The sequence below is a fragment of the Paraburkholderia sp. BR10141 genome (genome assembly GCF_056155635.1).
In genome coordinates this window covers 1-250 of record NZ_JBMIQH010000166.1, presented here as the reverse complement: position 1 = coordinate 250, position 250 = coordinate 1, and the positions used below count along the sequence as shown (strand labels likewise).

Annotated in this window: 1 protein-coding gene; it reads left to right on the top strand. The window is 62.4% G+C overall.

Annotated elements, in window-relative coordinates; all coding sequences use genetic code 11:
* Window positions 1–250, top strand: a 250-nt coding sequence (locus tag ACOJB8_RS41315; RefSeq protein WP_475018031.1) for a hypothetical protein, incomplete at its 5' end; no start/stop codon positions are given.

Sequence of the window (250 nt, the reverse complement as noted above, 5' to 3'; positions counted from 1 at the left end):
CATTTGGGTCCGGTTCATGTTTGACGGACGTGTTTTACCGCACGCCCGTTCCGGCTCAGTGTTGCGCGCGCGAAAACGGCGTGAACAAGCGGCGTCGCGAGCCAATGGCTCGACACCCAGGGTCGCGTTGACGAACGTGCGTGACAGCACACACGCCAACGACGGCGGTCAATCGAAAAGATGCGCGGGAGAAAAACTGCGGAAGCTACTGCGGCGCGCACCGTCTGCCTGCTGGCAGGACGGCGGCTAA